The organism is Mucilaginibacter psychrotolerans (genome assembly GCF_004519315.1).
Taxonomy (GTDB): Bacteria; Bacteroidota; Bacteroidia; order Sphingobacteriales; family Sphingobacteriaceae; genus Mucilaginibacter; species Mucilaginibacter psychrotolerans.
This window is the reverse complement of sequence record NZ_SOZE01000040.1, coordinates 39,713-49,247: the sequence shown is the minus strand read 5'-3', so window position 1 is coordinate 49,247 and position 9,535 is coordinate 39,713. Positions and strand designations below refer to the sequence as shown.

11 protein-coding genes are annotated in these 9,535 nt (G+C 42.6%); 8 read left to right on the top strand and 3 right to left on the bottom strand.

Translation table 11 applies throughout. The annotated features are described in order from the left end of the window. Positions 1–362: 362 nt before the first annotated feature. Positions 363–1,055, top strand: a complete 693-nt coding sequence (locus tag E2R66_RS24835) for a porin family protein (RefSeq protein WP_133235930.1) — start codon at positions 363–365, stop codon at positions 1,053–1,055. Between the two features lie 144 nt (positions 1,056–1,199). Further along, entirely contained in the window at positions 1,200–2,093 is an 894-nt protein-coding gene (locus E2R66_RS24830) for a glycosyltransferase (RefSeq protein ID WP_133235932.1), read from the top strand. A gap of 53 nt (positions 2,094–2,146) precedes the next feature. On the opposite strand, the gene E2R66_RS24825 is transcribed toward E2R66_RS24830, so the two are convergent. The 3 genes from E2R66_RS24825 to E2R66_RS24815 form a co-directional block, all read right to left on the bottom strand. After that, positions 2,147–2,956: a DUF5672 family protein gene (locus tag E2R66_RS24825; RefSeq protein WP_133235934.1), complete on the bottom strand. Its 810-nt coding sequence runs from the start codon at positions 2,954–2,956 to the stop codon at positions 2,147–2,149. Between the two features lie 13 nt (positions 2,957–2,969). Further along, the gene (locus tag E2R66_RS24820) at positions 2,970–4,799 is read right to left on the bottom strand and encodes an ABC transporter ATP-binding protein (protein ID WP_133235936.1); all 1,830 of its coding nucleotides are present in this window, start codon (positions 4,797–4,799) and stop codon (positions 2,970–2,972) included. An 84-nt stretch (positions 4,800–4,883) separates the two neighbouring features. Further along, entirely contained in the window at positions 4,884–5,828 is a 945-nt protein-coding gene (locus E2R66_RS24815) for a hypothetical protein (RefSeq protein WP_133235938.1), read from the bottom strand. 432 nt (positions 5,829–6,260) lie between these two features. Here E2R66_RS24815 and E2R66_RS24810 point away from each other — a divergent pair, with 432 nt between their 5' ends. From E2R66_RS24810 to nusA, 6 genes are all read left to right on the top strand, one after another. Continuing rightward, positions 6,261–6,452: a hypothetical protein gene (locus tag E2R66_RS24810; RefSeq protein ID WP_133235940.1), complete on the top strand. Its 192-nt coding sequence runs from the start codon at positions 6,261–6,263 to the stop codon at positions 6,450–6,452. A gap of 219 nt (positions 6,453–6,671) precedes the next feature. Then, positions 6,672–6,896, top strand: a complete 225-nt coding sequence (locus tag E2R66_RS24805) for a hypothetical protein (protein ID WP_133235942.1) — start codon at positions 6,672–6,674, stop codon at positions 6,894–6,896. Continuing rightward, positions 6,883–7,278, top strand: coding sequence for a type II toxin-antitoxin system VapC family toxin (locus E2R66_RS24800; protein WP_158288502.1), 396 nt, complete (start codon positions 6,883–6,885; stop codon positions 7,276–7,278). The genes E2R66_RS24805 and E2R66_RS24800 overlap by 14 nt, the downstream gene beginning before the upstream one ends. Next, positions 7,275–7,694 carry a hypothetical protein gene (locus E2R66_RS24795; protein WP_133235946.1) on the top strand — a complete coding sequence of 140 codons (420 nt, stop codon included), beginning with the start codon at positions 7,275–7,277 and terminating at the stop codon, positions 7,692–7,694. Before E2R66_RS24800 ends, E2R66_RS24795 begins: the two co-directional genes overlap by 4 nt. A gap of 116 nt (positions 7,695–7,810) precedes the next feature. After that, positions 7,811–8,275, top strand: a complete 465-nt coding sequence (gene rimP / locus E2R66_RS24790; RefSeq protein ID WP_133235948.1) for a ribosome assembly cofactor RimP — start codon at positions 7,811–7,813, stop codon at positions 8,273–8,275. Between the two features lie 4 nt (positions 8,276–8,279). After that, entirely contained in the window at positions 8,280–9,515 is a 1,236-nt protein-coding gene (gene nusA, locus E2R66_RS24785) for a transcription termination factor NusA (RefSeq protein WP_133235950.1), read from the top strand. Positions 9,516–9,535 lie beyond the last annotated feature (20 nt).

Here is a 9,535-nt window from a genome sequence, read left to right as displayed (position 1 = left end):
AGTTATACCCCGAACTCAACTTGATGGAGGAGAAACTCTCTGTCGGCATCTTAGTGCCAGGGGGGATCCCTCCTTAGCATCAAAATTGATAAATCTTTCAAAAAAACAAACATATAAGGGGCTGGGGGTGAGTCGACTCGTGACGCGGACATGACCGCCATGTTTCAAACGCTCCAGGTTTTGAAACCCGTTTACCCCTCTCTTGTAAACAAAACGGCACAAAACCGATATGCCGTTATTTTCTCGCAACACAAAATAAACCTTGACGAAAATAATCCCTCTATAGGATATAAAAAATCATCAATATATGCCGAAGCCGGGGATAATGCCCCCGGATCTTGGGCAATCAAAGCAATTCAACTATGAAAAAATTACTCTTTTTAGCTATCGGACTGCTTACCATAGCAGCTTCGGCCAATGCGCAGGATGGCCCCCGCCGTTACCCGCGCCGCGTAGTAAGGCATTTGCCCAGGCAGCAGCAGCCCCAGCACTACCGCCAGCAGGATGATTGGTACAAACCCAAAATAGGTATTGCGGGCGGCCTCAACATCAGCAACACGGTTGATGCCTACAACGCCGATTTCAGCACCAGCAGCGTGGCCGGTGCGCACGTGGGCTTAACCTTTGAGGTGCCTATTGCTTACCCGCTTTCTTTCGCGCCGGAGATTTTGTTTTCGCAAAAAGGCTATAAGGCCGAAACACCCGATGGCACCTTTCGCCAGCGCACCAATTTTATCGATATCCCGCTATTGGCCAAACTGCGCGTAACGCGCGGCTTCAACATTGTGGTTGGTCCGCAGTTGACGTTTCAGACCTCAACACGCAACACTTATGATGATGGCTTCAGCACCATCTACCGCGACAATTACGATGGCCTGCGCGATAAAAGTTACCTATCGGGCCTTATCGGCGTAGGTTTCGACCTTAACCGCAATGCCGAACTTCGTTTCCGCTATGCGCTCGATTTTAACCAAAACCGTGGCGACAATAACTCGGCCATCCCCGATTACCGCAACCAGGTTTTCCAGATTGGCTTAGGGTTTAAGTTTCAGTAAAAGTTGAGAAACAATATTACACGTAAAAAGCTGTAGCGATCCTACAGCTTTTTGCGTATAGGTAAAACCTTAAGGATATATTGCTATATTTGCTTAAACGCGGGTATTTGGTTGCTTTTTCCTAAAGTAAAGCTCTGTTTATTTATGATTTCAATAATAATATGCTCTATCGATCCCGTGCTTTTAGCAGCTGTAAAAGAAAACATCAGCGCTACTATTGGCATACCTTTTGAAATAATCGCTACCGATAACAGGAATAGTACAAAAGGCATCTGTGAAGTTTACAATGACAGCGTAGCATACGCCCGGTACGAACTTTTATGCTTTGTTCATGAGGATATTGTTATCAGTACGCAAGATTGGGGCAAAACATTGGTGCGCCTTTTTAAAGACCCCAAGTTAGGTTTAGTGGGGGTGGCAGGAAGCAATTACCGCCCCTTAACACCATCTGCCTGGGCAGGCATAGGCCCCAAAACGGTATATCAGAACATTATTCAAGCCCATAAATTTAAAAAAGCAGACGATGCCCTTCATTACTTGAATCCCAAAAAAGAGAAGCTGGCTAAGGTTGCCTGTGTAGACGGCGTTTGGTTAACCACTACTAAAACAATAGCATCGGCTATTAAATTCGATCAGGACACTTTTAAGGGCTTTCACGTTTACGATGTAGATTTCTCCATGTCTGTTGCTCAAAGTTATACTGTGGCTGTTACCTTTGAAATTTTAATTAAGCATTTATCAGAAGGTAGATACGATCAGGCATGGATGGCAGATAACCTAAAATTTTCTGAAAAATGGCATTCTAAACTACCACTATCTGTTGGGGAGCATGCACCTGAATTATTGATGAGCGGCGAAAAGTCGACCTTCAAACATTTTATTGAACAGCTAATACAATTTGGCTTCCCTATGCAGGTTGCATACAACGTATTGTGGCGGAATAACCAATTTTTTAATAGCTACGGTAAACTCTTCTTCAAGCTCAATTACTACATATTTATAAAGTACGTTTTAAAGCGTAGGCGAAATATGGCCTAAAGTTATTATCCCACGCCATAGCTGTCTTGATTTGGCGCCATGCGCGTTGCTACTCAAATATCGTAGCCATATTGCTTAAAAACAGGTCGCCAGTAATCCAGGTATAAATCCCAGGCATGGCATCCAAAGGGTAAATTACCTTTGTTTATTTGCCATGCCCGGTCGGGTTCAAACTCTACCGAAAATCCCGCAGCAACCTTATAGTGGGGTATATGCAGACTCTTTTGCCGGCGGTTTACGGCAATGCTCCAAAAAGCATCCTCGTTAAAGCGATGGTTGTTCTGGCGGAGGTAATGCAAAGCTTCGTCGCGCAAAAGCACACTTAAATCATGAAACTTTTTTACGCGTCTTAAAGAGAAACCACCATTGCCAACCCGGTTATAAAACTGCTCGGTAGTAGGTATCCCATCTTTTTTTAAATCAAAGCGGGTGTGCAGGTAATATTTAAATGCGTAAAATTTATCCTTTAGCGGGCCGTAGGTTTTTCGTTTTAACCAGGGTGCGCCAATGTAGTCGTAATTGCGGCTGCACCAGTCGGCCAGTTCATCTTTAAATACAAAGGCATCCAACTGGTATACAAGGATGTACTCATAACCGAGGAAGGTCTCATAAAAATCAGCGGAGAGCATCAGGGTATTGTATCCTTTTATCCCATCAAAGTATTTATCCTCAAAATTTATGGTGTTTGTAAAGTTAAAGCCCTGCAAAGCCGCCGGTAGTAAAAGGCTTTTTGGTTTTATCGCGACTATGGGATATGCAGCAAGTACATTATAGCATTGCTCCAGGGCTATTTGTTCAAATGCCGAAATGGTATCGCGATAAAATGGAATAACAACGGCTACTTTTTGGGTTCCCTGTGTCATAACCGTTATCGTCCTAATTTTCGTTAAAGGTTTGCATATCAATCAACTTGCGGTATAAGCCGTTATTGGCCATCAATTCCTGGTGATTGCCTTGTTCTACAACCTTTCCGCTTTCCAGTACAATTATCATATCGGCATTTTGGATAGTACTTAAACGATGGGCAATAATAAGCGATGTGCGATTTTTCATCAGGTTATTCAAGGCATCCTGTACCAGCTTTTCCGATTCGGTATCCAGAGCAGATGTAGCCTCGTCTAACAGCATTATTGGTGGGTTGCTCAACACGGCGCGGGCTATGCAAATACGCTGCCGTTGCCCGCCCGAGAGTTTAGCGCCTCTGTCGCCTACATTGGTATCGTAGCCCTTATCGGTTTCCAAAATAAAGTTATGGGCGTTGGCAATGCGGGCAGCGGCCTCTACCTCTTCGGGCTTTACATCTTTTTTACCGAAGGCGATATTGTTATAAATGGTATCGTTAAACAGTAGCGATTCCTGGTTTACCACGCCCATTAGGGCGCGTAAAGAATAGGCAGTTACGTGTTTGATATCTTCGCCATCTACCGTAATACAGCCTTCTTGTGGGTCCATAAAGCGGGGTATCAGATCCATCATGGTGGATTTTCCGCCGCCCGATGGGCCAACCAGTGCCACCGATTTCCCTTTGGGGATGGTAATATTTACGTTAGATAAAACTTGTCTCTCCTGGTAGGCGAAAGTTACATTTTCGAAACGGATAGCATCTTCAAAACCAGTTAATGCGACGGCGTTTTTAGCATCGGTAATTTCAGGCTTCTCATCTATTAAATCCAATACACGCTCGCCGGCTGCTATGCCCGAGTGGATATTACTGAACGAATCTGTAATAGCCTTGGCGGGACGCATCAGTTGCGAGAAAACGGCTATATAGGCCACGAAATCGCCCGGAGAAAGTTCTGACGTATTATTGAATACCCGATAGCCCCCATAAAGCAATATAAAAGCCACCATGGTGATAGACAGTGCCTCCGATACGGGCGAGGCCATCTGCTGGCGCTTGGCTATCGATTTAGTAATCCTCGAATAGGTGGTGTTCTCGTTCTCGAAACGCTCTTTAACAAAATCGGTAGCGTTAAAGGCCTTTACAATTTTAATACCGGATAGGGCCTCGTCCAAATAACTAATCATAGTGCTATAAGTCTCCTGCCCGGATATAGCTTGTGCTTTTAAACGCTTTACAATACGCGATATAATAAAGCCCGAAAGCGGCAGCACGATTAACGAGATAAGCGTAAGGTTTACGGAGTATCGAAACAAAACATATAAAAACCCGATGAGCTGCATCGGTTCTTTAAAAACCACCTGCAATGTAGCCGTTACCGAAAATTGTACCACCTGCACATCTGATGCTACTTTGGTAATGATATCGCCTTTGCGCTCGTTATTAAAATAAGCCATGTGCATGTTCATCACATTTTCAAACACAGCTTTGCGCAGGTTATGCAGCGTATAAACCCGCAGGTTTTCCATAATACGTTGCGCAAGATAACGGAAGAAATTACCTAAAAACACCGAAACAACCAACACCACGCACACAAATTTAAGGGCGGTCCACTTATCGTAAGTGTGCAAAAAGTAGTCGAGGTAGTAGTTGAAATAGCCGGAGAAATCGAACAGGGATGGTTTGCCTGTAGGTTTTAATGCGGCGGCATCGGTTCCGATATGGAACAATGTATTTAGCAACGGCCCTATCAGTACAATTACCGACGTGCTGAAAACTACGTATAGGATGGTGCAAATAATATACGGTACAGCAAATTTCCCGATTGGTTTGGCAAAAGAAAGCAGACGAAAATAGGTCTTCATTAAAAATAGGATAGGCTACAAAGTTAGCTTAATTATAGATAAGGTTATAGAACGCGGTTTTAACGTTAATTGATACAAGCAGCCTCATGAACCGGCATCCAACTCCTGAACCAGTGCTTCAAAGTGTTCCTGGAAAATAAAATCGTAACCAACGTCTCCTTCGGGCACAACATTTATAACTTCTACACAAACCTCCAAAATACGTTTTACCTTTAGCGCTTCGGCAAGTGAATACGGGAACGACTGGTTACCAATGAAAAATTTACACCCGGCAATTATTTGCGCCATTTGCAAAAAATCATTTACTTGTACCCATTGGATATGCGGGATAGCTTTTTGAATATCTTTAAACTCCGATTCAACCCCGATGAACTTAATTTTATCGTACCTGCTTAAAAAAGAATAATCTATCATACTATTCCTATACCGTTCGCTACGGGCAACTACTATATCATCGCCATAATTTTTATTCGCATCTACGGTTAGCCAGCTTTGCCAAAGCCTGGGAGTAATCCCGGTGGTGTAACCACACCAATGCGCAATATTTCCTCTATCCTGCGGTATAATACTGGCCCTGAAAAAATCCAGATCAATGTCTACTTTAACATTGTTGTTTACATCGCAAATATTGATGTAAGGCTGCGATTGTATTAATGGAATAAGCATTTGAACCATCCTGGCATTCAGCATCACATTGCCCAACGGATGCACCAGATCGGGTGATATGGTTGATGGCCTGTTTAATTTAAGATAAAGGTTTAAAGGGATGCCTGCTATCTGGTGTATGCGTTTCAACGTAGCTAAGGCGTAAATAATGTCGCCCGCATTGCCGCTGTGATTAAAATCGATGCATTTATTTACCAGTGCAAATGCTTTTATTTTTTGTGGACCAATTAAGGATGTGCTGCTTTTTAATTCGGCTTCAAACCGGGCGTGTTTTAAGTTTACCAGTTCTTGTTTATACAGCTTGTAGGCTTTTTTATCGCTATATTTTAAGTAGAGTTTACTTATTATATTTTTCTTCGCCATAAAAAATCTGTATTATTCATTGTTTAAAGGGTCGTTAATAATCATCGCTTTATGTTCCGGAAAAAATTACCAGCCGCTTCTAACTCGTTGATTGTTTGTTCACAATGCATCAAATTACGGGCATGCCGTCAACTGTAATTATAGGCAGGTGCTATGCAACCGCCTATCGGAGTATAAGCCTTAAAATATGTTCCGGTTTAAGCTTAACGTCCTTCATTTAGTTTAGCTTGGTAGCTATAAGGTTACCTGCTTGATTTCGCTGTCGAATTTCTGTTTAATTTTGCATAAAGACAAGTACGCCAATTATGAAAAGATTTCTTGTAGTTCTCCTCCTCCTCCTTTTCCTCTTCTCCTGCAGCCCAAAACCGCAGCACAATACCATCAGCATATCCATAACGCCCAATAACCAATCCTTTCAATTAAAGTGCCTGGATGCGGGCATTGTGGCATATCACCGGGGAATGGGATTACATCATTGCCGACCACAGCCATGACGGTCTATCATCGCATGCTATCGTCGCCGCATTCGAGCGGGATAAGTCAGGCCTCATCCTAAAAAACTTCGGGTTGAAGATATGGCTTCGGTACAGGTTTAGGTTGCTGAAAGAGAGGTTGCCGAAGTAAGGGGGGCGGTTGGTTTAGTGCTGAGCTTATGACGAAATATATAAGCAGCTTTTTGTTTTTTATTTGAAAGAGAACTATAAATTTTTAGGTAAAATATATGGAGGGAATGTGCGTTTACCGTATGGTTGTGAGGGGGGGATTAACGGATTTGTCAAGCTTGACTAGCGTCAGATACTACTTAAGGAATTATATAATATCTTTGTATAAGAACTCATTGTTATGATATCTACAGAGGTTAAAAAATTACATCTAATTGAATCTTTAATAAAGGAGAACAATGAAATTGTTTTAAGGGAGATTGAAAAAATACTCGCCGCTTCTAATCATGGCCCCAAAAACACCATCGGCAATTTTGTTAATGTTTTAAGCTCCGAAGAGCTCGATGCATTTGAAAGGAATATTGAAGAAGGATGCGAGCAAATAAATGAAGATGACTGGAAGTAAGTGCCTTTTAGACACGAGCGTTATTATTCATTCTTTTAAGAATAACAAGCAGGTACGCGACAGATTAGAAACATTCGACGAGCTATATGTTAATGATATTGCAATCGGCGAGTTGTATCATGGGGCATATTCATCTTTGGATCCACAAAAGCACATCAACCAAGTCCAATTGTTTTTAAGTAGTTGTTTTGTTATTGGTGTCGATACTTATACCGCGACGATTTATGGAAGGCTCAAAACTGATTTAAAACGCAGGGGTAAGCCAATCCCTGAAAATGACATTTGGATAGCTGCGTCAAGCCTCGCGTACAACCTCCCATTGTTTACTACCGATAAGCATTTTGAATTGTTGGAATTAGAGTTAATTCCATTCAGCCAATGAAAAGATTTCTTCTAGCCCTCCTCCTTTTCCTCTTCTCCTGCAGCCCAAAACCGCAGCATAATACCATCAGCATATCATTAACGCCCAACAAACAATCTCTTCTATTAAAAGGTCTCGACCCTGCCGTAGCCGGCGAGATAAGCCGCGACACCCTAGGCAACGGCTGGCAAACGCTGGTGCCTGTTTACCGCATGCCTGCCGATACCGATATGATGAGCTACCAACCTATACAACCCGGCAAATACCAGCTGGCCGATAGCGTGGTGATTTTTACGCCAGATACTCCTTTTGTAAAAGAGCAGGCGTATTTTGTGCGTTGGTACCATTTCGATAAAGGGAAAAAGGCTACTGATTACCTGCGCGGACAGCTTCGCCCCGGGCAAACCCAGTTTACCGATTTGATTTTTAAGCAATAAGCATTTGGAATAGAAAAAAATTCGTACATTTGTATCCGAATTAAAAAAAGAGGGGGCTTTAGTCCCCTCTTTTATTTTATCGATCAAATTTATCATCAAGATATAACTATCCGATAATGAATATTGAAAAGAGAGTAACAGAGCTGGTTGAAGAGAAGATTGCCGATATGCCGAATTTGTTTTTGGTAGAGGTAAAGATGCACTCCAATGGAAAGCTGATTGTGTTGGTAGATGGGGATAACGGCATAGGCATTGCCGATTGCGCAGCCATCAGCAGGCACGTGGGTTTCCACCTGGAGGAAGAGAACGTGATAGAAGAGGCCTACAATTTAGAAGTATCTTCGCCGGGTATTGATACGCCGCTTACCTTGCCAAGGCAGTACACCAAAAATATTGGACGCACGCTGGAGATTAAAATGGCCGGTGGTACCAAGCGCGAAGGTAAATTACTGAGCGTTGGCGAGGGCGATATCACGATAGAAGAAATAATAAAAGAAAAAGGGAAAAAGGCTGTGACTGTTGAAAGCACCATCCCTACAGATAATATAACAGAAACAAAAGTTTTAATATCATTCAAGTAAGAAAATGAGCAATATTAATTTAATTGATTCTTTTCAGGAATTTAAAGATTTCAAGAACATCGATCGCCCTACCATGATGAGCGTACTGGAAGACGTTTTCAGGAGCATGATCAGAAAAAAATACGGTACCGACGAAAACTGCGACGTAATTGTAAACACCGATAATGGTGACTTGGAGATATGGCGCACGCGTGTTGTGGTTGAAGATGGTTTTAGCGAAGATGACGACCTGGAGGTTGAATTGCTGGAAGCTAAAGCATTTGATGCCGATTTAGAAGTTGGCGATGAGCAAATTGAGCAGATTACTTTAGAAAGCTTTGGCCGCCGCGCTATTTTAGCCGCACGCCAAACATTGGTATCTAAGATTTTAGAATTAGAGAAAGACGAGATCTTCAAGAAATATAAAGACCGCGTTGGCGAAATTGTAACCGGCGAGGTTTATCAGGTTTGGAAAAAAGAGACTTTGGTGTTGGATGATGAAGGCAACGAGCTTTTATTACCTAAAACCGAACAGATACCTGCCGATTACTTCAAAAAAGGTGATAGCGTACGTGCTATCATCAGCAAGGTGGATATGCTGAACAGCAACCCCAAGATCATCATATCGCGTACCGCACCTGAGTTTTTACAGCGTTTGTTTGAGATGGAAGTACCGGAGATATTCGACGGTTTGATCACCATCAAGAAAATCGTGCGTGAGCCGGGCGAGCGTGCAAAAGTTGCCGTAGAAAGTTACGATGATCGTATCGATCCGGTTGGTGCCTGCGTAGGTATGAAAGGATCACGTATTCACGGTATCGTACGCGAACTGAAGAACGAGAATATCGACGTGATCAACTATACCAACAACCTGCAGTTGTACATACAGCGTGCTTTATCGCCGGCTAAAATCACTTCTATTAAATTAGATGATGAAAAGAAAACCGCAGCGGTGTACTTAAAGCCCGATCAGGTATCGTTAGCGATAGGTCGTGGTGGCCATAACATAAAATTGGCAGGTAAATTGACAGGATACGAAATAGACGTTTACCGCGAGGCTGATGAACACGACGAGGATGTGGATATTGAAGAATTCTCGGATGAGATTGATAGTTGGATACTGGACGAATTTAAGCGCATAGGCTTAGATACGGCAAAATCGGTACTGGCACTTTCTGTAGGCGAATTGGTAAAACGTACCGATTTAGAGGAAGAAACCGTAAAAGATGTGTTATCAATTCTGCAGGCAGAGTTTGAATAAACATAATAAGCAAAATTAAA